The organism is Guyparkeria hydrothermalis (assembly GCF_023555375.1).
Lineage (GTDB): Bacteria > Pseudomonadota > Gammaproteobacteria > Halothiobacillales > Halothiobacillaceae > Guyparkeria > Guyparkeria hydrothermalis.
On sequence record NZ_JAJSEE010000005.1, the window covers coordinates 109281 to 129942 of the forward strand.

Genomic DNA, 20662 nt, shown 5'->3' on the forward strand with positions numbered 1-20662 from the left:
GGATGCGGCGAGCCATCGGAGTGTTCTTGATCTGGGCAGCCGGCATGGGCTTGCTCGCGGGCCTGTTGGTCGGGACGGGACTGGCCGTGCATTACTGGCAGAAACCGCTTGCCGAGGCGCCGACCACGCTCACCGTGGAACCGGGGCAGTCCATGCCGGCCATCGCCGCGGCCATCCACAAGGTGCAGCCGGCCATCCCGACGCGCGTGATCGACTGGACCGCGCGTTTCCGCGGCCAGGCACGCTCGATCCAGGCCGGCGAGTACGAGGTGCGCCCCGACGACCGATTGGCGTCCCTGCTCGATCGGATGGTCGCCGGTGACGTGATCGAATACCGGTTCACCGTGCCGGAAGGCGTCACCGCGCAGGCCTTCCTCGACCAGCTGGCCGAGGCGCCGCGTATCCGGCGCACGCTCGACGAACTGACCCCGTCGGCAGTGATCGAGGCGCTCGATCTGCCGGTGGAGCACCTTGAGGGCTGGCTGTTCCCGGATACCTACCAGTACCCGGCCGGCACCACCGACCGGGCGCTGATTCAACGCGCCTTCGACCAGATGCGCGAGGCGCTGGACGCCGCCTGGGCGGCCCGAGCGGACGACCTGCCGCTGGAGGACCCCTACGAGGCCCTGATCCTCGCCTCGGTGATCGAGAAGGAAACCGGGCTGTCGGGCGAGCGTGGCGAGGTCGCCGGCGTGTTCGTCAATCGGCTCAAGCGCGGCATGCGCCTGCAGACCGATCCCACCGTGATCTACGGCATGGGCGACGACTACGACGGGCGCCTGTTCAGCCGGCACCTGCGCGAGGACACGCCCTACAACACCTACACCCGCGACGGGCTGCCGCCGACACCAATCGCCTTGCCGTCGAGCGCCTCGCTGGCGGCCGCGACCCGTCCGACCGAGACCGAGGCGCTGTACTTCGTGGCCGACGGCACCGGCGGGCACGCGTTCTCGCGCACGCTCAAGGAACACAACCGCGCCGTGGCGCGTTGGCGGGCGATCAAGCGAGAAGAGGGAGAGCGCCCATGACCGCCGCCACCTCGCCGCGTTTCGTTACCCTCGAGGGGCTGGAAGGGGCGGGCAAGTCGACCGCCATGGCCTTCGTGCGCGACTGGTTCGAGGCCCGTGGCGAGACGGTGCTCTGCACCCGCGAGCCGGGCGGCACCCCACTGGCCGAGGAGTTGCGCGCGGTGCTCAAGGCCGTACGCGAGGAGCCGGTAGCCGCTTCGACCGAGCTCTTGTTGATGTTTGCGGCGCGTGCCCAGCACGTCGAGCGGGTGATCCGTCCGGCCCTCGCGGCCGGGAAGGTGGTGGTCTGCGATCGCTTTACCGATTCCACCCGCGCCTACCAGGGCGCTGGACGCGGGCTGTCGATGGCGACCATCGACCAGTTGGCCGAGGTGGCACACGCGGGTTGTGACCCCGAGCTCACGCTCTGGCTGGACGTGCCGGTGGCGCTGGGGCTCGAACGGGCGGCGAGCCGCGAGGCCGCCGATCGATTCGAGCAGGAGACGCTCGATTTCTTCGAGCGCGTGCGTGACGGGTTCGAGGCACTCAGCGAGCGCGAACCCGCGCGGTTCCGGCGGGTGGATGCCACGCGCGCCCTCGACGAGGTGCGTGCCCAAATCGAGACCGAACTGGAGGCAGCGCATGGCGGTTGACGCACCGGAAGGCAATCTCTCGGGCCTGGCCGAGCAGCGGTTGGTCAGCGATCCGGCCACCATCCGCAGCGCCGGCTGGCTGAACGATGCCTGGGCGCAGCTCGAGCGGATGATTGCCGCCAAGCGCCTGCCGCACGGGCTGCTGCTGCATGGCCGTCTGGGCGCGCCCATGACCGCGCTGCTCGAGACGCTGGCGCGCCGCCTGATCTGCGAGGCGCCCCGCGAAGGCTGGCCCTGCGGCGAGTGCCCGGCCTGTCGCCAGGCCGAGCAGGGCAGTTTTCCCGACCTGCATCGGCTGGCCGACGATCCCGATCACCGCGATATCCCGGTCGATGCCATCCGCGCCCTGATCGACGGGGCGTTCATCACCCGGTACGGCCGCATGCGGCTGGTCCTGGTCGAGCGCATCGAACGGCTCAACCGCGCCTCCGGCAACGCCCTGCTCAAGCTCCTCGAGGAACCGCCGGAATCGATGCAGTTCCTCTGCACGGTCGAGCAGGTCGACCGGTTGCTGCCCACGATCCGTTCGCGGTTGCAGCGCGTGCGCCTGCGCGAGCCGAGACCCGACGAACTGGCCGCCTGGTGGCGGCAGGCCACGGGGTGTTCGCCCGAGCGGGCCGAGTTGCTGGCCTTTATCGACGATCCCACTCTGGTCGACGGCACGGACCCCACCTTCGATTGGCAGGCGGTAACGCAGGCGTGGGTGCAGCTGGCCGAGGAGCCCCGCTCGCCGCTTGCCGCCATCGCCCCGTGGCTGGCCACGCCACGCCCGGTGCTGGCCCGTTGGCTGTTGCGGCTTTGGCCGGCCGTCGCCCGCCGCCAGGCCGGGCTGACCGACACGGTGCCGGCCGCCCTGGTGCCGATGCTCGATCGTCTGGCTCGTGCCCACGACGGCGAGCAATGGCTCGCGGTGCAGACCCGACTGATCCAGTTCGCCCGCGAGGCGGGGCACCCGCTGCACCCCGAGCTCTCGGTCGAGCAGCTGGCACTGGACCTGGTCGACCCGCGTCTGGCTCGGCGTCTCGAGCCGGTCGGCTGACTTCGGCCTACCGGCGATTCCCGGTAGACTTCGGACTGGATTACTGAACCACGACCCGGCGGCGCCCCAGGCGCGGCCGGGTCGACAACCGTGTGACGAGGTAGCGTGCAATGGCAGCAGGAGGCGGCCTGGGTGGAGGCATGATCCACCACAACATCCCGGACAAGGACACGCTCTACAAGTCCTACATGCCGTTCGTGAAGAACGGCGGGTTGTTCATCCCGGGGCACACCCACATCCCGATGGGCAAGGAGATCTTCCTGACCCTGACCCTGATGGGCAGCCCCGAGCGGTTGGCCGTGGCCGCCAAGGTGATCTGGGTCACCCCGCAGGGCGCTCAGGGCGGCAAGGTGGCCGGCATTGGCGTGCAGTTCGGTCGCATGGACCAGGGCCGCACGCGCCAGCAGATCGAGACCTACCTCGCCGGCGCGCTGGAAAAGGAAACGCCGACCTACACCATGTGACGCGCCGCCGCGCGCTGATCGCTTTTATCTCGGAGCACCATGCAACTGTTCGATTCACACTGCCACCTCGACCGGGTGGAGCTCGACGCCTTCGACAACGACTTCGACCGCTTCATGCACACCGCCTGGCTGGAATCGGTCACGCGGATGCTGTGCGTGTCGATCAAGCCGTCGACCTGGCCGGCGATGACCGACCTGGTCTCGCCGTACCTTGCCGGCAACCCCGAGCGCTTAGCCGAGCGCCCCGAGGTGTTCCTCTCCTACGGCCTGCATCCCACGGACGATGCCGGCGCGGTAATCCCGGCCGACGAGCTGGTGCGCGCGATCCGCGACGACCGGCACGCCGATTCCATCGTCGCGGTCGGCGAGACCGGGCTCGACTACTTCCACTGCGAGGAAGGCGAGCGCTGGCAGCACGATCGCTTCGTCAATCACATCGAGGCGGCCAAGGCGGTGGGCAAGCCGGTCATCATCCACACCCGCGGGGCCCCGGGGGACACGATGGACGTGCTCGAGCGCGAGCACGCCGAGGAATGCGGCGGGGTGATGCACTGTTTCGCCGAGGACTGGGAAACCGCGCGCCGCGCGCTGGATCTTGGCTTCTACATCTCGTTTTCCGGCATCGTGACGTTCAAGTCGGCCGCCGCGCTGCGCGAGGTGGCGAAGAAGGTGCCCGGTGACCGGATCCTGATCGAGACCGATTCGCCGTATCTCTCACCGGTCCCGTACCGCGGCAAGCCCAACAACCCCATCCGGGTGCGGCATGTCGCCGAGATGCTGGCCGACCTGCGCGGCGAGAGCCTGCCGGAAATGGCGACCCGGTCACGCGAAAACGCCCAGCGCTGGCTGGGGCTGGCGACCGGCTGACGCCCGGGGCGGCAACGCGGGGCAAGGGAAACTCTGCACGAATGCCATGCCACTCTGGCTTGGCGAGTCGTTCGTGCTCAAGGCGCGATGTCGCCGGCGTGCCGGTGGCCACGTCAAGACATCGCAACGCGGAGCACGGGCGACTCGCCAAGCCCCGCCGGGCGCGCCTTGAGCCGGGCATCTGCTGCGTTGTCGTCCTTGGAAAGAGAATCACTCTTCCGCGGCGGACGAGCGCCTTGCACCTGCCCGGCTCAAGGCACGCAGAGCGGGATGGCATTCGTGCAGAGTTTCCCAAGTGAAGAAGGGCCCCCGTGTCTGACGTGAGGGCCCTTTTCCTGTCTGGGGAATAACTCCAAGTCGGCGGCGGATCAGTTGCTGGCCACCCGCAGCTCCTGGCCTGGCTTGAGGGCGGCGTCGGGACCGATGCGGTTGAGTGCGGTCAATTCCTCGACGGTGGTGGAGAACCGCTGGGCCAACTGCCAGAGCGTGTCGCCCGGCTGGACCACGTACTTCGAGGGGGCGTCCTGGTCGTCACTGGCCATCGTCGCACCGATGATCACCTTGTCGCCCGGGCGCAGGACCGGGTTGTCGCCGTAGGCGTTCATGCGCCGCAACTCGGCGAGCTTGACGCCATGCTGGCGCGAGATCGCCCAGAGCGATTCGCCCGGCTGGACGGTGTGCGTGCGGGCGTTGCCCGAGGCGATCGCGCGATCCACGCGCCCGGTCGGGACCAGGATGACCTGGCCGGGGCGGGCCACCGCGTCCTGGCGGCGGTTGATCGCGAGCAGCTCGTCGACCGAACTGCCATAGCGTTGCGCCACGCGGTAGAAGCTGTCGCCGCGCACGAAGGTGTAGCGCTGCCAGTCCTCGGCGGCGCTGGCCGCGGAGTTGAGCGTGTCGACGTCGAAGCGCCCGCGTGCCTCGCGCGGCACGAGCAGTTGCCGTGGCGTGTCGCCGGTGATCGAGCGACCGAAGCCCGGGTTGAGGCGATAGAGCTCGTCGTGGTCCATGCCGGTCAGATCGGCCAGCTTGACCAGGCTGACGGAGCGATCGAGTTCGACCTGGGCGAGCGCGGGACGGTTCTCGATCGCGTGCGGGGTAAAGCCGTACTTCTCCGGTTCGGAGAAGATGCGCACCAGCGCGAACAGCCGGGCGGGGTAGTCCTGGGTCTCCTTGCGAATCTGCTTGAGGCTCCAGAAATCCGTGGGCCGGCCACGCTGCTCGTTTTCCCGGATGGCGTTGAGCAGGGTGCCCTGGCCGCCGTTGTAGGCGGCGATCACGGTGGGCCAGTCGTCGTCGAACATGCCGCGCAACTGGCTGAAATAGGTCACGGCCGCGTCGGTGGAGGCCTCGATGTCGCGACGGCCGTCGTAGAAGGCATCGCGATCCAGCCCGAAGTAGGTGCCGGTCGACGGGATGAACTGCCAGATGCCGGCCGCCGAGCTCGATGACAGGGCCTGCGGCAGGTAGGCGCTCTCCACGATCGGCAGTAGGGTCAGCTCCAGGGGCAGGTTCGCCGCCTCGAGTTTCTCCACGATCATGTAGAGATAGGGTTCGGCGCGCTGGCTGACCTCGCGCAGGTACTCCGGGTGGCGGGCGTAGCGGCGGATCTCGGCGTCCACCCGCGCGTTGTCCGGTATCGGTAGCGTGAAGCGGCTGGCGACCGCGCCCCACAGGTCGTGGCGGTGATCGGTGGCCGGTTCGCCGTCGCCCCCCTGGCGGCTGATCGCGGGCAGGGTGGAGAAGCCCGGCCGGCTGGAGTCGCGCGCCTCACTGCCATCACGGTCGGCGGGCGGCACGAGTGCGGCACAGCCGTGCAGGAGCAGGACGAGCGCCGGCAGGAGCAGGCCACGCAGCAGCCGGGTCGGCAGTCGGGTGGTTAGCGCGGGAAGGGAGTGGCTTGGCATTCGTGCAGGATTCCTTCAGCGGGTCACAGGCGGGCCAGGCCGTCGAAGTCGTCTTTCCAGTGGCGCAACTGGGCGAAGGCCTCGATGTCGTTCTCGATGGTCTCCCCGACGTAGGCCTCCACCGCCCGGCGCAGCACCGGCTCGCGGATGCGCAGAAACGGGTTGGTGCGTTTCTCGAGATCCATCGAGGCGCTGGCCGTCGGCTCCCCTTTCGCGCGCATGGCGGCAACCTCGCGCACCCGGGCGGCGATGTCGGCGTTGTCGGGCTCGGCGTGCGCGGCGAACCGCAGGCTGTCGGTGGTGTACTCGTGACCGCAGTAGATGGTCGCCCCGTCGCCGATCGCATCGGCCGCGTCGGCCAGCCGGTCGAGCGAGTGCAGCATCTGCGCCGCGGTGCCCTCGAACAACCGTCCGCAACCGGCGGTGAACAGGGTGTCGCCGCAGAAGATCGCCTGACCGTTGATGAAGCTCAAGTGATCCTGCGTGTGGCCCGGCGTGGCCATGACCGCGAATTCGCCCACCTGGGGAATCGTGAACCGGTCGCCTTCGCCGACGACGGTGTCGACCCCGACGCGTCGGCAGCTGTCCGGGCCGTAGACCGGCATCGGGAACCGCCGGGTCAGCTCGCCGAGCCCCTGCACGTGGTCGCCATGGTGATGCGTGATCAGGGTGGCCACGGGGTTAAGACCGCGTGACTCGATCGCCTCGATGATGGGGCCGGCCTCGCCGGCATCCACGATCACGGTGGCGCGATCCGCCCCCTCGATCAGCCAGACGTAGTTGTCCGCGAGGACGGGAATGCAATGGATGGTCGGGGCGGTTACAGTGCTCATGCCGGCATGGTAACGCAGTCTGACGAGGGCAAGGAATGCCTTTGTGGGCATGTTGGCAACCCCATTCTCGCTGCAGGGACGCGGCTCGATGGACAACCTTTCCCTTGATGACGAGCGGCAGTCGCCCCGGTCATGTCGGCCGACCAACCGGCACGGCTCGCCCGGGTCGTGTGATCGCCACGGAAACGAACCGCGCCAGGGCAAACCGCTCGCCGCCCGTTGGCTCCTGGCCGGCTGGGCGGGTGGCGCGCTGCTCGCCTGGTTCTTGCCCTGGCCGCTGCTGGTCGCGTCGGGTCTTGGCGCCGATGACGGGGCGTGGCCGGTGCGAATCATGGCCCACGCGTTGGCCCTCGGGGTGGTTGCCGCGGCGCTGTGGGCCAGGCGAAAGGGGCGCAATGGTCCGGCCTTGCTGGCGATGGCCCTCGCGGGCGCGCTGCACACCCTGGTGCCGGTCGGGGCGTTGCTGGGCCAGACGCCGACGTTCGACGATCGCGTGGATTGTCATATCGACGGCGCCGTCGTCGGGCTGGTCGATGACCGCGCCGATCGACGTCGGTTCACTTTCGCCATCCAGGCAGCCGAGCCGGCTAGTAGCGGCGACGATCGCGCCGGCTCGATCTGCCGGCAGTTGCCATCGGGCGGGCGGCTCAAGCTCAGCGATTACACGCCGCCGGACGAGCGGGGCGGTCTGGTCGTCGGCACCCGCTACGCGCTCACGGCCCGTCTCAAGCCATTGCGAGGCCATGCCAACCCGGGCGGCTTCGATTACCGTCGTTACCTGTTTCGCCACCAGATCCTTGCCACCGGCTACCTGCGCGATCGCCAGCCGCAGGCCCTCGGGGCGGCAAACGGGTGGCGGGCACGGGTCGATCGTTGGCGAGCCGGTGCCCGCGAGCGCCTGAAATCGGGGCTGGCGGCCGTCGCGGCGCCGGATGACTCGCTGGAGGCAGGCGCGGCGTTGTTGCATGGCCTGGCCCTGGGGGATCGCGGCGAGCTGAGTGACGAGCAGTGGGAGCTGCTGCTGGCTTCGGGCACCAACCACCTGCTCGCGATTTCGGGGTTGCACGTGGGCATGGTGGCGGCGCTGGCCGCCTGGTGGCTGCGAATGCTCTGGGGGCGATTGCCGATCAGCCGCGGCATGCCCGCCCAGCGGGTGGCGGCATTGGCCGCCGTCATCGCCGCCTGGGCCTACGCGCTGATCGCCGGGCTGTCGATTCCCACCCTGCGAGCCGCCCTGATGCTCACGGTGCTGCTGCTTGGCGTGTTGATGCAGCGGCGCTGGCGCCTGCTCGACCTGTGGCTGGTCGCCTTCATCCTCGTGCTCGCCATCGACCCGTTCGCCCCGCTGGACATGGGGTTCTGGCTGTCGTTTGCCGCCGTGCTGCTGATCATCGTGCTCGTTCGCGGGCGCGATGCCCTTTGGCGCCCCTGGGAGCTGCTCCGCCTGCAATGGCTGCTCACGCTGGGGCTGCTCCCCCTGACCTGGGGGCTGTTCGATCGGGTGGCCTTCGCCTCCTTGCCGGCCAACCTCGTTGCCGTGCCGTTGGTCTCGATGCTGATCACGCCGCTCGCCCTGTTCAGCCTGGGCCTGGCCACGATCAGTCCCGCATTGGCCGCCTGGCCCATCGGGTTGATCAACGCGCTGGGCGCCGGGTTGTTCGCGGTCCTCGGGTGGCTGGTCGACGTCTTCCCCGACTCGAATCACGGGGCGCCCGGGGCGCTCGCGCTCGGTCTGTTTGCGTTTGGCGTGATCTGGTTGGGGTTGCCGCGTCGCTTTCCGGGCCAGTGGCTGGCCATTCTGCTCTTGCTGCCGGCGATTCTCGTGGGGCCGTCGCGACCGGCGACCGGGGAGTTCACGGCGGTGGTGCTCGACGTCGGGCAGGGCGCGGCGGTCCTGTTACGCACCGCGCGGCACGACCTGCTCTACGATGCCGGGCCCCGGCATGGCCGCTTCGACACCGGCGAGGCAATCGTGCTGCCGGCGCTGCGGGCGGTGGGCGTGACCCGGCTTGATCGCATCGTGATCAGTCACGCGGCCATGGATCATGCCGGCGGGCTTGCCTCGATACGCCAGGCGTTTCCGGACGCGACCGTGATCGGCCTGTCCGGCGATCGGTTCGCCGGCAGCGGGGAGGGGCGTGAGTGCCGGCACGGCGAGCGGTGGCACCTCGATGGGGTGGTGTTCAGGCTGCTGCGTGCGCCGCTTGGTTCGGCCAACGACCGTTCCTGCGTGTTGCGGGTGGAGGGGGCGTCCGGGTCATTGCTCTTGACCGGCGATATCGAGGCGGCGGCCGAGCACTGGCTGCGGCGCCACGCGCGAGTGAAGGCCGATGCCGTGCTGGTACCGCATCACGGGTCGGCGAGCTCATCGACGCCCGGTTTCGTCGAGGCCACCGGTGCCCGTCATGCACTGGTCAGTGCCGGGTTCCTCAACCGCTGGGATCATCCGCGCGATTCCGTGGTGTCCCGCTGGCACGCGTCGGGGGCCTCGGTCTGGCGTACCGATCGACATGGGGCGTTGTGGATCGAAAGCGGCGAGTTGCGCACCGAGCGGTCCGAGCGCTGGCCATTTGCCTGGCGCCGACCGACGGCGATGCCGGGCGTGGAGAGCCCGTGATCGCCCGCGATTTGTTGTCATGCCCCCGGCTGGTGGCATGACTTCTGCTAACCTCTGCTAACGAAATCACCATATCCCGGTGCCCTGTCTTAGAGTGGTGTCGGGATCGAGTGCGCCGTCGACGTGACAAGTTCACGGTCGGATGGCGCCCAATGGCCACGGAATCGGCTGAATGGGGCAGGGAGGCATGGCCCGCGAGGTAACACCGGTCCCCGATGAAATCGACCAGCCTGTATTCCGAGGAGCAGATCCGTGCCGCCGAGCAGTACCTCAAGGAGGTCGGCGCGGATGACATGAGCCTCGACAATCGCAACGGCCGCAGCGGCCGGCCGGAATCGGTGCGTGCGCTGAGCCCCGACGAGCGGGGTATCCGTATCCTCGAGGGTGTCTATCTCGACTTCTTCGCCAAGGACCGCCTGGCCCTGATCGTGCCGCGCTACACGCAGCAGTTGCCCCTGACCTGGATCAAGGAGGGCGCCCGCCTGGTCATCATGCGCCGTTTCGCCGACGAGAATCTGGGCATCCGCCAGATCATCGAGGGGTTGGTCACCAAGACCACCGAGGCCCGGCGTGATGACGACCCCAACCAGGGGGTCGTGCTGATCATGCAGATCAATCGCCAGCGCCAGTTCGAGCCTGGCGAGAATCCCGGCTGACTTCACCTCGCCATGTCGTGCTGAGCCGATCGATCCGACGGCTTGTCAATTCCAGCTCACTGACCTATTGATGGGTGTCAGGTCTCGTTGAACGAACGGACACGGGTCGTGCGCCGTGGACGAGACCGGGAACCGAGCGGAGGAATCGCCATGAGCAGTCGGGATGAACTGATCGAAAAGTACGCCGAAGAGATTCAGGAGAAGTGCGGGGAAACACCGGATCGTGACTTGCTGGAGCGCGTGGTCGTCGGCCTTGGGCCGGCGGTCTACAACGCCGATGCGTCGATTGTTGCGGCAAGCGACGAGAGCGAGCTCGAGAGCATCAAGAAGAATTTCCTGGTCAAGAAGCTCGGCCTGACCGATGGGCCGGACCTGGACGCGGCGCTCGACAAGGTGTTCGAGCAGTACGGTCGGTCCAACCGTCACAAGTACCGGGCCGTGGTCTACTACCTGCTTACGCGCCACTTCGGTCGCGAGGCGGCCTACGCCTGAACCCGCAACCTCGGCACCACAACAAAAAACCCCGGCCTGCGAACAGGTCGGGGTTTCTTCGTTTCACGGCTACCGGAAGTTGACCGTGATCAGTCGTCCAGGCTCAGTGCCGGGTAGACGCCGTTCTCGTCGTGAACCTCGCGGCCGGTCAGCGGCGGGTTGAACACGCAGATCAGGCGCATGTCCTCGCTGCCGCCGCGCAGGTAATGCTTGTCGGCGGCCGGATCATTGAGGAGATACATCATGCCGTCGCGGATCGGGTAGGTGACATCGTTGTTGATGTCGTGGATCTCGCCGTTGCCACCCACGCAGTAGACCGCCTCGATGTGGTTCTGGTAGTGGATGAAGGTCTCCGTGCCGGCACGGATGATGGTGTCGTTGTAGGAGAAGCCGACCTTGTCGTCGGCGAGGATCAGACGGCGGCTGACCCAGTTGCCGTTTTCCGCTTCGACTTCGCGGTCGGTGCCGATGATGTCCCGGTCAAGATAACGTACGAGCATGGTGAACTCCGTTACGGGTAGAAAGGTAAAGGGGTAGGGGGCTAAAACACGGCCCCGCGCGAGGGCGGGGCCGAATGACGTTGAAGCCGGCCGACAGGCTTAGCCCTGGTAGGCGGCCGCGGCGGCGTCGACGGACTCGTCGAGGATGTCCAGGCCCTGGTTCAGCTCGGCCTCGCTGATCGTCAGCGGGGCGAGGAACTTGATCACCTGGTCGTCGGCGCCGGCGGTCTCCGCCAGCAGGCCGCGCTTGAAGGCCTCTTCCGAGATCTTGTTGCAGAACTCGTCCTTCTCGGACTCCAGGCCCCAGATCATGCCCAGGCCGCGCACGTCGGAGATCAGGTCCTTGTGGCGCTCGGCGATGGCGCGGAAGCGCTTCTCGACCTTCTCGCCCTTGGCGACGATCTCCTTGGAGAACTCGTCGGTGTCCCAGCGCTCCAGCGCGGTCGCGCCGGCGACGAAGGCCAGCGAGTTGCCGCGGAAGGTGCCGGTGTGTTCGCCCGGCGACCACTCGTCGATTTCCGGACGCATCAGGACGATCGCCATCGGCAGGCCGGTGCCGATCGACTTCGAGATGGTGACGATGTCCGGCTTGATGCCCGCACGCTCGAAGCTGAAGAAGTTGCCGGTCCGGCCGTTGCCGACCTGGATGTCGTCGACGATCAGCAGGATGTCGAGGTCCTTGCACATCTTGTCGAGCTTCTGGAGCCACTCGACCGAGGCGACGTTGATGCCGCCCTCGCCCTGGATGGTCTCGACCACGATGCCCGCCGGCAGCTCGTAGCCCGAGCTCGCGTCCTCGTAGTACTGGCGCATCATGTCGATGCTGTCCATCTGGCCTTCGCCGGTCGGGTCGAAGTAGTTGTCGTACGGCATTTTGGTGACGTTCAGCGGCACGCCGTAGAAGTCGTCGTGATAGAACTCGTTGCCGGTGACGGCCAGGGCGCCCAGGGTGTGACCGTGGTAGGCGTTGGTAAAGGAGACGATCTTGGAGCGCTCCTTGACCTTGCGCGCCAGCTTCAGGGCCGTCTCGACGGCGTTGGTGCCGGTCGGGCCAACGAACTGGATCTTGTAGTCCAGGTCGCGGGGCTGAAGGATGGTCTCCTGCAGCTTCTTGATGAACAGGTACTTGGCGTCGGTCGCCTTGTCGAGCGCGTTGGTGACGCCGTCACGCTCGATGAAGTCGATGATGGCGCGCTTGATCGCCGGGTCGTTATGGCCGTAGTTCAGGGAGCCGGCGCCGCCGAAGAAGTCGATGTACGCCTTGCCGTGGTGGTCCCACATCGTGGCGTTCTTGGATTTGACGAAAATGGTCGGGAACGAGCGGATGTAACCGCGAACGTTGGACTCGTATTTCTCGAACAGGTCGATGTTCATCACAGGTCCTCGTCTTGAGCTTGAAAAAGAAATCGGGATCGAAAAGAAAATAGCACCGCCGGTGGGAATCGCACCGGGCGGTGATGTCGTTGATCAGAGATCGATGACGTAGAGGTCTTCCGGCTGATGGCCATCGCCGAGAAGCTCGCTGGAGAGATAGGGCTCGTTGCGGATCGAGCAGCCCAGCTTTTCGGCCCAGCGGGTGAACAGGGCCTGGGAGGCCGGATTGTCCGGGGCGATGGTCAGTTCGATGCGCTTGATGTCGCTGAACCAGTCGCGCTCCTGGAGGGCGCCGAGCAGGCGGGAGGCAACGCCCTGGCCGCGGGCCGAGGCATCGACGCCGATCTGCCAGACGAACAGGGTGTCAGGGTTGTCCGGCAGCCGATAGGCGGTGACGAAACCCACGAGGTCATCGCCGTTTTCCGCGATGGCGCAGGTCGAGCGGAAGTGGTCCGCAAGCAGGAAGTAGAGGTAGGCCGAGTTGAGGTCGAGCGTGCCCGCTCGTTGGATCAGTTGGTGAATCCGACCCCCATCCTCGAGGCGCGGTTCACGAAAATGAATCGTCATGCTTTTTTGCCTGTCCGCGTTCAGTTTCCAGCCGCGATCAGGTCCGTATAAGTGAGCGGCCATTATAGGGCATGAGGCGTAAAGCTCAACCGTTGAAGCCGTCCGCGAGCGGTTGGTAACCCGTCTGTAACGGCGCCGTCATGCGGTTTTCATCCCGGATTCGCCCGCGAGGAATCACTCGAGCGATTCCCGGGGTCGATCGGGGTGAACCTCACCGGTTTGCCGCATGCAAACGGCCGCATGGCGGGCCCAGAACTACTGGGTGGTCGGCGGCCCGTGGCGATGGAAGGTCAGCGGGAGATCGCCCGGCGGCAGGTGGGCGATGTCGGCCAGGGTGTAGCGGTCGAGCACCGCCCAGAAGGCCTCCAGCGCCTCGCCGAGCACAGGGGCCAACCGGCAGCTCGCCGCGATCCGGCAGTCCCCGGTCGTCGAGAAGCATTCGACCAGCTCCCAGTGGCCTTCCATGTCGCGGGCGACCGCCCCCAGCGAGATGGACGACTCGGCGCGGGCCAGCGCCAGACCGCCGCCCTTGCCGCGGCGCGCCTTGACGTAGCCGCGCGCGGCGAGGGCATTCGCCACCTTCATCAGGTGGTTGTAGGAAATCTCGAAGTAGTCGGCGATCTCGCGGATCTTCGGCAGGGCGATCGTTTCCTCGGCGTTTGTCCCCCGCGCGTTGTGTCGAGCGGCGTGATCGGCCAGGTACATCAGGAGTCGAAAGGCGAAATCGGTCTGTTGATTGAGCTGCATGGCGTCCATTCTCGGCGGTGGTCCATCGATCAAGCGGATCGCTGGGCGTTTGTAATATGCAAACAGTATGCATATTCTGGTCGGCCAGTACCAGCCACGCGGGAGGAGCCCCCGATGCATCGCCACGAATCCCTGCAGCCCCTGTCTCGCGAACACCATCAGACTTTGAAGATCGCACGGCGATTGCAGTGGGGCGAGCCGGATGCGGACCTGCTTCGGGATCTGGCCGAACACCGCGGCGAGCTCGCGGCGCATTTCGTCACCGAAGAGTCCATTGGGCGTCAGGCGTTAAGGCAATGTCCGACGGATTCAACCCTGGCAGGGCAGCTCGATCGGATGCAACGCGAGCACCGCCAGATCGAGGAGCTCTTGACCGAGGTGCTCGATGGCGCCGGCGAGCAATCGAGCTTCCATCGCTTGGGTGAATTACTGGTCACCCACGTGCGGTTCGAGGAACGTGAATTGTTCAATCACTTGCAGGAAGGATGTCTGCCGGGGCAGGCGGGAGAGCCGGCATGAGCGATTGGCGCCACTGGCCCGTCCTCTCGGTCGGGTTTCGCCCCTGGTTTCTGCTGATGCTGGGGTTTGCCACGCTCGCGATGGGGCTCTGGGCCGCGGTCTGGATCGTTGGAGGCTGGGGGGCTGCCATGCAGGGACTGCTCGACGGCGGGCAACTCGATTGGCGCTGGCATGCCCACGAGATGATCTTTGGCGTGGGGGTGGCACTGGTGGCGGGCTTTCTGACCACGGCCGCGCAGAACTGGACCGGCCGGCGCGCCTGGCATCCGGCCGGTCTGCTGGCGGTGCTAGGGATCTGGCTCGCCGCGCGGCTCGCGTTTCTGCTCATGGGGGGCGATCCACTCTGGCCCTACCTGCTCTCGATCGCCGCCGAGCTGGGCATCCTGTTCGTGGTGGCCCGTCTGATCCTGCTGTCCCGCCAATGGCACAACCTGTTGTTCGTCTTGGCGCTGACCGGGATGGTGCTGGCGGATGCGCTGTTCGCCCTGCTGCGGCACGACGGGGGGCTGGCCGGCATCCACGGCTGGCTGGGGCTGCTGCCGATCGTGGCGATGTTGTTGTTCATCGCCCAGCGGGTGGTGCCGCCGTTTTCGGCCAATCGCTTGGGCATTCCGCCGCGGCGCACCGGCCGTTATGTGGCGTTCATCCTGGGTGGTGGGCCGTTGCTGCTGTTCGTTGTCGTGCTCGCCAAACCGATCGTGCCGAACGCCGTGTCGCTGGTCGGGGCGACGATCGCCGCCGTGGTCGCCGTGACCGGCGGTTATGCGCTCACTCGCTGGTGGCACCGCCGGGTGCTTACCGAACCGATGTTGTGGTTACTGTTCCTGGGGGTCTCGGTGGTGCTGCTCGGGCTGGCATGGCTGGCGGGGGTCCTCGTCGGCGTGCCGGCCGGCGGGCTGGACGGCCCGGTGCATGCGCTGGGTCTGGGCATGCTGGTGGTCATGGCGATGGGCATGATGACGCGGGTCAGTGCCGGGCACACGGGGCGCCCGATTCACCTGCCACGATGGCTCCGTCCGATGCTGGTGTTGATGCTGGCGGTGGTGGCCGGACGGCTGCTGTTGCCAATCTGGCCGGGGTTGGAGCCGGCCTGGCTCGCGGTCACCGCCGGTGGGTTGGCGCTGGTCTATCTGGCGATGCTGTTGGTGATTGGCCCCTGGCTGGTCCACGAACGCGCGGATGCCCGTCCGCCGGTGCGCCGGAGTTAACCAGCGGGCCGGTGCCTCAGATCACCTTGGAGAAGCGCTGACCGTCGAGCGTGCCGTGGTACTCGTCGAAGGCCATGCAGACGTTGCGGATCAGCAGCCGTCCGCGCGGTTGAACCTCGATCGAGTCGGGCGTGATGGTGACCAGTTCGTCGCGGGCCATGTCGGCCAGCTCGTCCAGCGCGTCGGCGAAGTGCTCGGCAAAGTCGATGCCGAAACGCGCCTCGACCTCGGGGATCGACAGCCGGAAGTGACAGATCAGCTCGGTGATCACGTACCGGCGCAGCACGTCCTCCTCGGTAATTACCACCCCCTTCTCGATCGGCAGGTGCCCGGCGATCAATGCCTCGTGGTAGGCGGTCAGATCCTTGACGTTCTGGCTGAACGCGCCGCCCACCTGGCTGATCGACGAGGCGCCCATCGCGACCATGTCGCACTCGGCGTGGGTGGAGTAGCCTTGGAAATTGCGCTGCAGCGTGCCTTCGCGCTGGGCGATCGCCAGCGGATCGTCGGGCTTGGCAAAATGATCCATGCCGATCAGCACGTAGCCGGCCTGTTGCAGGTAGCGGATGGTCGAGCCGAGGATGTCGAGTTTCTCCGCCGGGCTGGGCAGGTCGTCGCCCGCGATCCGGCGCTGCGGTTTGAAGCGCTGCGGCAGGTGGGCGTAGTTGAAGATCGACAGCCGGTCGGGGTCGAGTTCGATCACCCGGTCGAGTGTGGCCATGAACCGGTCACGCGACTGGTGCGGCAGTCCGTAGATCAAATCGATGCTCACCCCGTGGAAGTCCTGTTCGCGGGCGGTCTGGACCACTTCGCGGGTCTCCTCGACGCTCTGCACGCGGTTGACCGCCCGCTGCACCTCGGGGTCGAAGTCCTGCACCCCGAGGCTGATGCGGTTGAAGCCGATCTCGCGTAGCAGGCGGATGGTGTCTGCATCGGCCTCGCGCGGGTCGATCTCGATGGAGTATTCGCCGGTGTCATCCGTCTTGAGCGCGAAGTGCTCGCCGGTCTTGGCCATCAGCTCGCGCATCTCGTCGTGCGAGAGGAAGGTGGGCGTACCGCCGCCCCAGTGGAGCTGGTCGACCGGCCGACCGGCATCGAACAGCTCGGCCTGCAGCGCCATCTCCCGGTAGACGTCCTCGAGGTAGGGGCGGGCCTTGGCGCGATCCTTGGTGACCACCTTGTTGCAGGCGCAGTAGTAGCAGACCGTGTCGCAGAACGGGATGTGCACGTACAGCGACAGCGGCCCGCCGGTGGCGTTCGACCGCGCGGCGGCCGCCCGGTAGTCGTCTTCGGTGAAGCCGTCGTGGAACTGCACCGCGGTCGGGTAGGAGGTATACCGCGGCCCGCTGGTGTCGTAGCGGCGGATCAGGTCGGCATCGAAGGGGATCTCGGTCTGGCTCATGGGCGGCGGTCGGCGATTGGTTGAACGAGTGGAATCACATCGGAAGTCTAGCGCCACCCGCATTGCCTCGTCCCCCGAGTAGAATGCTGGGGAATTGGGCCGGTTGGTGTCGGCCGGGCTTTTTTCCCGGTCGCCGACTGGCTATCCTCCGCGATCTTTATCTTGTCCCCGGCGGATCGGTGACAGGGCAGGGTGGACACACAGGAGACGGGGCATGATCGGCGAAATGCTGCAGGGGCTGGATTACTTCGGGACGGCGGTGTTCGCCGTCACGGGCGCCCTGATGGCCGATCGAAAGCGCATGGACATGATGGGCTTTCTGATCCTGGCGACCGTCACCGCCATCGGCGGCGGCACGATACGGGATCTTTTGCTGGATCGGCCGGTCTTCTGGCTGACCCAGTGGGAGTACCTGGTGATCGCCGCGGTGACGGCGATCGTCACCTTCTACGTCAGCAAGCCGTTTCACCAGCGGGCCAACTGGCTGCCCTGGGCCGATGCCGTCGGGCTGGCGGCCTTCTGCGTGATCGGCACCCAGATCGCGCTATCGATGGATGCCAATCCGATGATCGCGGTGATGATGGGCATCATGACCGCCGCCTTCGGCGGGCTGATCCGCGACGTGCTCGCCGGCGAGCCGCCGTTGCTGTTGCACCGGGAGATCTACGCCTCGGCCGCCCTGGTTGGCGGGATCGTCTATGTTCTGTTCGCCCACTGGCTGGACTGGTCGATCGCCGCGGTGATCCTGGGCTTTCTGGTGACGCTGGCCGTGCGCGGGCTGGGTATCCGCTATCACTGGCACCTGCCCTCCGCCGATCGCTAGGGGAAGGTCCGCACGCATCACGAATCAACGCATCACGAGTTCCTCATGAGCAATGCCGTCGAAATCTACGAGCTGGAGAAGACCTACGAGGGTGGCACGCGCGCCCTCAAGGGCATCGAGCTGTCCATCGCCGAGGGTGACTTCTTCGCCCTGCTGGGGCCGAACGGGGCGGGCAAGTCGACCACCATCGGCATCCTCTGCTCGCTGGTGAACAAGACCCACGGGACCGTGCGCGTGTTCGGCCACGATCTCGATCGCGACCGCGCGTGGGTCAAGTCCCAGATCGGCGTGGTGCCGCAGGAATTCAACTTCAACCAGTTCGAGCCGGTCGAGGAGGTCGTCATCAACCAGGGCGGCTTCTACGGCATGACCCGCAAGGCGGCGAAGAAGCGTGCCCACGAACTGTTGAAGCAGTTGGGCCTCTACGACAAGCGCGAGGGCATGGCCCGGGCGCTCTCGGGTGGCATGAAGCGCCGGCTGATGATCGCCCGCGCGCTGGTGCACAGCCCGCGCATGCTGATCCTCGATGAGCCCACCGCCGGGGTGGACATCGAGCTGCGCCGCGGGATGTGGGACTTTCTCACCCAGATCAACAAGCAGGGCACCACCATCATCCTGACCACGCACTACCTCGAGGAAGCCGAGGCGCTGTGCCGCAACATCGCGATCATCAACGAGGGACGGATCGTCGAGCACAGCTCGATGCGGAACCTCCTGGCCAAGCTGTCGCAGGAGACCTTCGTGCTCTACGCCCGCGAGCCGGTGGAATCGCTGCCGGAAATGCCGGTGGTCGGCTCGCGCCTGATCGACGACGAGACCATCGAGGTCGACCTCACCCGCGGTCAGGAACTGACCGGCGTGTTCGACGTGCTGCGTGGCCACGGCATCGTGATCGAACGCATGAAGAACAAGACCAATCGCCTCGAGGAGCTGTTCCTGCGCCTGGTGCAGGACGACGACGAGGCAACGGCCAATGAACAGACCGGAGACCGCGCATGAGCATCCGTTCACAAAGCGAGGCATTCGACCATCAGGGGCCGGGCGACAAGGCAGTCGGCCTGACGCCGCGAGGGGCGTGGAACGCCTTCATGATGCTGCTCACCCGCGAGATCCTGCGCTTCGGCCGGATCTGGGTGCAGACGGTGCTGCCGCCGATGATCATGACCGCGCTCTACTTCGTGGTCTTCGGCCACCTGATCGGCCCGCGCATCGGCGTGATCGACGGGGTGCCCTACATCCAGTACCTGGTGCCCGGGCTGATCCTGATGTCGGTGATCACGCAGAGCTACGCCAATTCGGTGTCCTCGTTCTTCGGCGCGAAGTTCGCCCGTCACGTCGAGGAATTGCTGGTTTCGCCCATGCCCAACTGGCTGATCATCGTTGGCTACGTCGCCGGCGGCGTGGCGCGCGGACTCACGGTCGGTGGGGCAGTGACGCTGGTCGCGCTGCTGTTCGCCGAGTTGTCGGTCCACAGTGTGCTGAACCTGTTCGGCGTGGCGTTGATGACCTCGATCCTGTTCGCCTTGGGCGGGCTGATCAATGCCGTCTACGCGACGCACTTCGATCACATCTCGATCGTGCCGACCTTCGTGCTGACACCGCTGACCTATCTGGGTGGGGTGTTCTACTCGATCAACATGCTGTCCGAGTTCTGGCAGCAGGCCTCGCTCTACAACCCGGTGCTCTACATCATCAATGGCTTCCGTTACGCGATGCTCGGTATCAGCGACGTGCCGGTGTGGAGCACCTATGCCATCCTCGCCGTCGGCATCCTGCTCGCCTACCTTTACGCCCTGCGCCTGTTCCGCAAGGGCATCGGCTTGCGCGGCTGAGGCGCTCTCAGGCAAGGCGCTTTTCCCTCACTCGCTGAGGTAATCGGCCAGCACGATGGCGTGGTTATGCTCCTGGTCCTTCGCCGCGTAAAGCAGCGTGACCGTCCGCTCGGCGGCAATCTGGGCCAGGCGCTCGGCTTCCTGGTTGCCCTCCAATTCCTTGCGGTAGCGGCGGGCAAATTCATCGAAGCGCTCGGGGTCGTGCCCGAACCAACGCCGTAGGGCACCGGACGGGGCGACGTGCTTGAGCCACTCGTCGTGCTCCAGGTCGGTCTTCTTCACGCCCCGGGGCCAGAGCCGATCGACCAGTACCCGGTAGCCATCCCCGCGCTCGGCCGGGTCGTAGACCCGTTTCGTGCGCACCTTGCTCATGGCGTCACCCCCGGATCGTCACCCCTTTGGACCGAACAACCACCAGATGATCAGGCCGAGGACCGGCAGGAACAGGATGATCACGATCCACAGCGCCTTCATGCCCGCCGAGGCCGAACTCTGCGCCACCTTGATGATCGCGTAGATATCCAGGAACAGGATGATCAGGCCGAGCAGGCCGCCAAAGGGAAGTTCGAGCATCGCGTTCTCCTTGCGTGTCGATGGGTGAAGGTCAGAGCGCGCCGGCGCGCCGCTTCTCGAGGTAACGCTGGTGATAGTCCTCGGCCGGCCAGAAGGCCGAGGCCGGGGTGATTTCCGTGACGATCGGCCGGTCGATGGTTGTCTGTGCCTCGTCGCGCACCCGTTCGGCGATCGCGCGTTGTTCATCGCCGTGGGTGAAGATTGCCGAGCGATACTGCGTGCCCACGTCCGGCCCCTGTCGGTTGGGCGTGGTCGGGTCGTGCATGGCAAAGAAGGCGCGCACCAGGGTCTCGTAATCGACCCGGTCGGGGGCGAAGCATACCTCCACCGCCTCGGCATGCCCGGTTTCACCGCTGCAGACCGCCCGATAGTCCGGGTGGTCGACGTGCCCGCCGGTGTAACCCGAGATCACGTCGATCACGCCGGCTACCTGGCGAAAGCGGTCTTCCACTCCCCAGAAACAGCCGGCGGCGAAGGTGGCGACATCGGTTTGCATGATCACGGCCCTGTCCTCGAAATGGGTACCATGCCCAGACGATAGCGCATCCAATCGTGCCGCGCGCATCGAGTCGTGCAGAGTTT

23 protein-coding genes are annotated in these 20662 nt (G+C 66.6%); 13 read left to right on the forward strand and 10 right to left on the reverse strand.

The features are described from left to right. Positions 1 to 2: 2 nt before the first annotated feature. The 5 genes from mltG to LV475_RS08140 all read left to right on the forward strand — a co-directional run bounded on the left by mltG (position 3) and on the right by LV475_RS08140 (position 4030). The gene (gene mltG / locus LV475_RS08120; protein WP_250106118.1) at positions 3 to 1028 is read left to right on the forward strand and encodes an endolytic transglycosylase MltG; all 1026 of its coding nucleotides are present in this window, start codon (positions 3 to 5) and stop codon (positions 1026 to 1028) included. After that, on the forward strand, positions 1025 to 1660 hold the full coding sequence (tmk, locus tag LV475_RS08125) for a dTMP kinase (RefSeq protein WP_250106119.1): 636 nt from the start codon (positions 1025 to 1027) through the stop codon (positions 1658 to 1660). Before mltG ends, tmk begins: the two co-directional genes overlap by 4 nt. Next, positions 1650 to 2699 (forward strand): hypothetical protein, encoded by a 1050-nt coding sequence (locus LV475_RS08130; RefSeq protein ID WP_250106120.1) that lies wholly within the window; start codon positions 1650 to 1652, stop codon positions 2697 to 2699. The genes tmk and LV475_RS08130 overlap by 11 nt, the downstream gene beginning before the upstream one ends. Before the next feature lie 110 nt (positions 2700 to 2809). Next, the gene (locus LV475_RS08135) at positions 2810 to 3163 is read left to right on the forward strand and encodes a PilZ domain-containing protein (protein WP_136866616.1); all 354 of its coding nucleotides are present in this window, start codon (positions 2810 to 2812) and stop codon (positions 3161 to 3163) included. A 39-nt stretch (positions 3164 to 3202) separates the two neighbouring features. After that, positions 3203 to 4030, forward strand: a complete 828-nt coding sequence (locus LV475_RS08140; protein ID WP_250106121.1) for a TatD family hydrolase — start codon at positions 3203 to 3205, stop codon at positions 4028 to 4030. 368 nt (positions 4031 to 4398) lie between these two features. On the opposite strand, the gene LV475_RS08145 is transcribed toward LV475_RS08140, so the two are convergent. Together LV475_RS08145 and gloB are read right to left on the reverse strand one after the other, a co-directional pair. Next, positions 4399 to 5937, reverse strand: a complete 1539-nt coding sequence (locus LV475_RS08145; RefSeq protein WP_250106122.1) for a lytic transglycosylase — start codon at positions 5935 to 5937, stop codon at positions 4399 to 4401. A 23-nt stretch (positions 5938 to 5960) separates the two neighbouring features. Then, on the reverse strand, positions 5961 to 6770 hold the full coding sequence (gene gloB / locus LV475_RS08150; protein ID WP_169303554.1) for a hydroxyacylglutathione hydrolase: 810 nt from the start codon (positions 6768 to 6770) through the stop codon (positions 5961 to 5963). A 49-nt stretch (positions 6771 to 6819) separates the two neighbouring features. Between gloB and LV475_RS08155 the strand changes: the two genes are divergently transcribed. The 3 genes from LV475_RS08155 to LV475_RS08165 all read left to right on the forward strand — a co-directional run bounded on the left by LV475_RS08155 (position 6820) and on the right by LV475_RS08165 (position 10535). Continuing rightward, entirely contained in the window at positions 6820 to 9387 is a 2568-nt protein-coding gene (locus LV475_RS08155; RefSeq protein ID WP_250106123.1) for a DNA internalization-related competence protein ComEC/Rec2, read from the forward strand. A 215-nt stretch (positions 9388 to 9602) separates the two neighbouring features. Continuing rightward, on the forward strand, positions 9603 to 10043 hold the full coding sequence (locus tag LV475_RS08160) for a hypothetical protein (protein WP_136866610.1): 441 nt from the start codon (positions 9603 to 9605) through the stop codon (positions 10041 to 10043). 150 nt (positions 10044 to 10193) lie between these two features. Then, the gene (locus tag LV475_RS08165; RefSeq protein ID WP_136866609.1) at positions 10194 to 10535 is read left to right on the forward strand and encodes a DUF2853 family protein; all 342 of its coding nucleotides are present in this window, start codon (positions 10194 to 10196) and stop codon (positions 10533 to 10535) included. Between the two features lie 89 nt (positions 10536 to 10624). Here LV475_RS08165 and LV475_RS08170 read toward each other — a convergent pair whose 3' ends face one another. The 4 genes from LV475_RS08170 to LV475_RS08185 form a co-directional block, all read right to left on the reverse strand. After that, positions 10625 to 11035, reverse strand: coding sequence for an ectoine synthase (locus LV475_RS08170; protein ID WP_125198400.1), 411 nt, complete (start codon positions 11033 to 11035; stop codon positions 10625 to 10627). Positions 11036 to 11134: 99 nt separating this feature from the next. Further along, entirely contained in the window at positions 11135 to 12409 is a 1275-nt protein-coding gene (gene ectB / locus LV475_RS08175) for a diaminobutyrate--2-oxoglutarate transaminase (protein WP_197039214.1), read from the reverse strand. Between the two features lie 93 nt (positions 12410 to 12502). Next, on the reverse strand, positions 12503 to 12976 hold the full coding sequence (gene ectA, locus LV475_RS08180; RefSeq protein WP_136866608.1) for a diaminobutyrate acetyltransferase: 474 nt from the start codon (positions 12974 to 12976) through the stop codon (positions 12503 to 12505). Positions 12977 to 13231: 255 nt separating this feature from the next. Then, on the reverse strand, positions 13232 to 13723 hold the full coding sequence (locus LV475_RS08185; protein WP_136866607.1) for an RrF2 family transcriptional regulator: 492 nt from the start codon (positions 13721 to 13723) through the stop codon (positions 13232 to 13234). 114 nt (positions 13724 to 13837) lie between these two features. On the opposite strand from LV475_RS08185, the gene LV475_RS08190 reads away from it, so the two are divergent. Continuing rightward, on the forward strand, positions 13838 to 14242 hold the full coding sequence (locus tag LV475_RS08190; protein WP_136866606.1) for a hemerythrin domain-containing protein: 405 nt from the start codon (positions 13838 to 13840) through the stop codon (positions 14240 to 14242). Continuing rightward, positions 14239 to 15450, forward strand: a complete 1212-nt coding sequence (locus LV475_RS08195) for an NnrS family protein (protein ID WP_169303553.1) — start codon at positions 14239 to 14241, stop codon at positions 15448 to 15450. Before LV475_RS08190 ends, LV475_RS08195 begins: the two co-directional genes overlap by 4 nt. A 16-nt stretch (positions 15451 to 15466) precedes the next feature. Here the strand turns inward: LV475_RS08195 and hemN are convergent, their stop codons facing one another. Further along, positions 15467 to 16852 (reverse strand): oxygen-independent coproporphyrinogen III oxidase, encoded by a 1386-nt coding sequence (gene hemN, locus LV475_RS08200; protein ID WP_136866604.1) that lies wholly within the window; start codon positions 16850 to 16852, stop codon positions 15467 to 15469. Between the two features lie 214 nt (positions 16853 to 17066). Here hemN and LV475_RS08205 point away from each other — a divergent pair, with 214 nt between their 5' ends. From LV475_RS08205 to LV475_RS08215, 3 genes are read left to right on the forward strand one after another with little or no spacing between them, the layout of a single operon-like run. Then, positions 17067 to 17675 carry a trimeric intracellular cation channel family protein gene (locus LV475_RS08205; protein ID WP_136866603.1) on the forward strand — a complete coding sequence of 203 codons (609 nt, stop codon included), beginning with the start codon at positions 17067 to 17069 and terminating at the stop codon, positions 17673 to 17675. Between the two features lie 45 nt (positions 17676 to 17720). Beyond that, complete coding sequence (locus LV475_RS08210; protein ID WP_136866602.1) at positions 17721 to 18674, forward strand: ABC transporter ATP-binding protein; 954 nt, start codon at positions 17721 to 17723, stop codon at positions 18672 to 18674. 59 nt (positions 18675 to 18733) lie between these two features. Next, entirely contained in the window at positions 18734 to 19507 is a 774-nt protein-coding gene (locus LV475_RS08215; protein WP_136866670.1) for an ABC transporter permease, read from the forward strand. Positions 19508 to 19534: 27 nt separating this feature from the next. Here the strand turns inward: LV475_RS08215 and LV475_RS08220 are convergent, their stop codons facing one another. Genes LV475_RS08220 through msrA form a run of 3 tightly spaced genes read right to left on the reverse strand, consistent with a single transcriptional unit; the run spans position 19535 to position 20576 of the window. Continuing rightward, entirely contained in the window at positions 19535 to 19879 is a 345-nt protein-coding gene (locus LV475_RS08220; RefSeq protein ID WP_136866601.1) for a DUF488 domain-containing protein, read from the reverse strand. Between the two features lie 18 nt (positions 19880 to 19897). Further along, positions 19898 to 20080 carry a PLD nuclease N-terminal domain-containing protein gene (locus LV475_RS08225; RefSeq protein WP_136866600.1) on the reverse strand — a complete coding sequence of 61 codons (183 nt, stop codon included), beginning with the start codon at positions 20078 to 20080 and terminating at the stop codon, positions 19898 to 19900. Positions 20081 to 20111: 31 nt separating this feature from the next. Next, positions 20112 to 20576: a peptide-methionine (S)-S-oxide reductase MsrA gene (gene msrA / locus LV475_RS08230; protein WP_136866669.1), complete on the reverse strand. Its 465-nt coding sequence runs from the start codon at positions 20574 to 20576 to the stop codon at positions 20112 to 20114. Positions 20577 to 20662: the final 86 nt, after the last annotated feature.